3 protein-coding genes are annotated in these 1,282 nt (G+C 68.8%); 1 reads left to right on the top strand and 2 read right to left on the bottom strand.

Translation table 11 applies throughout. The annotated features are described in order from the left end of the window. Positions 1-71: 71 nt before the first annotated feature. Positions 72-458 carry a class I SAM-dependent methyltransferase gene (locus ACFVWD_RS58430; RefSeq protein WP_389607328.1) on the bottom strand — a complete coding sequence of 129 codons (387 nt, stop codon included), beginning with the start codon at positions 456-458 and terminating at the stop codon, positions 72-74. 112 nt (positions 459-570) lie between these two features. On the opposite strand from ACFVWD_RS58430, the gene ACFVWD_RS58425 reads away from it, so the two are divergent. Beyond that, on the top strand, positions 571-777 hold the full coding sequence (locus ACFVWD_RS58425) for a hypothetical protein (RefSeq protein WP_389607326.1): 207 nt from the start codon (positions 571-573) through the stop codon (positions 775-777). Here ACFVWD_RS58425 and ACFVWD_RS58420 read toward each other — a convergent pair. Continuing rightward, positions 772-954: a hypothetical protein gene (locus ACFVWD_RS58420; protein ID WP_389607324.1), complete on the bottom strand. Its 183-nt coding sequence runs from the start codon at positions 952-954 to the stop codon at positions 772-774. The genes ACFVWD_RS58425 and ACFVWD_RS58420 overlap by 6 nt on opposite strands. Between the last annotated feature and the right edge of the window lie 328 nt (positions 955-1,282).

Raw genomic sequence — 1,282 nt, 5'->3', positions numbered from 1 at the left:
TGGGCGCGATCAACGTTCTACGGGCCGGGCTGGTCCGGCGCGACGCCACACCGGCATAGCGAGAAGCTCCCTCATTCATGAGGGGGAGGAGTCACCCAGTGGAAGGACTGGCCGAAGATCGCCACCGTGAACGTCCCAAGACCTGCGGGCAGTTCCTCGGCCCGAACCCGCACCCATCGCGACTTTCCGCTCACCCCCGCCTCGGCGGCCCCGCGCCCCGCTTCGGAGAGCATCCCGCTGTCCGGGTCCACGCCGACGATCTCGCCGAACAGGTGCGCCAGACTCAGTGCCAGGGTGCCCGGTCCGCATCCCACGTCGATCAGGCGCCCCCGACCGTCGAGTCGCAGAACCTCGGCGAGCACATCCGCGAGACCGGGTGCGTACGGGAGCCTTCCCCGTTGGTAGTAGGGGGCCGTCCCCGAGAACAACGTGTCGTCCCACTCCCAGCCGACGACCACCGCCACCCGCCACCCTTCACAGGAGCACAGGATTGCCCGACGGCGGTCGCCGCACCGGTCAAGATAGCGAACGCGCGGACTGCCGGATGCCCGATTTCGTGCGCAGGACCACGTGGTCGTCGCCGGTCTGGCGCTCCTCGCGCTCCAGGGCCAGGCGTGCGGCGCCGCCGCTGATCGGGAAGCGGCCCGGGAACGCTACGACTCCGACACGCGGGCCTCGCGCAAGGCGTTGCGGGAGACGGTGAGGGCTGACCTGCCCGCCGCGCATTTTCCGTGGAAGACCACTGGGGTGGCTGTCATCGTCCGGCTCTGCTCATGACCAGCGGACCGCGATCGGGTCGAGCGCGGGGGCCTGGCCGACCACTGCAAGCAGTTCGAGTGGCAGTTCCTTGTCTGCCTGGCCGATGGCGAGCGCGAGCCAACGCCCGCGATCCCGGTGCGGCCACGCGTGCATGCCTACGGCGTGTTGGCTGAGGGAGTTGAGCGGCTCGGGCACTGCTTCTCCCTCACAGTCGGCCCTGAGATGTGGCCAGAGATCGATGACGAGTGGTTCGCCCCAGCGGGTCCTGAGTGTTGCGATCAGGACGTCGAGGTAGGCCCTCAGGTCGGCGTCAGCATCGCGCCAGCGGTGGTCATCAGCGCAGACTATGGGACTGCACCGACAACCAACCCCGGACGTGCACACCGTGAACCGTGATCGACCAGGCGGCTCCTAGGCCCTGTCGTCAAATTCCCGTCTGCCCTGCGACGCCATGCACGCGCCCCCAAGTTCTCGGCTTCGCTCGAACAGGGAGGGACCCCCTTCGCCGCACCGGGCACAGACC

The organism is Streptomyces sp. NPDC058086 (genome assembly GCF_042885015.1).
In the GTDB taxonomy this organism is placed as follows: Bacteria; Actinomycetota; Actinomycetes; order Streptomycetales; family Streptomycetaceae; genus Streptomyces.
This window is presented reverse-complemented; position numbering and strand designations above follow the sequence as displayed.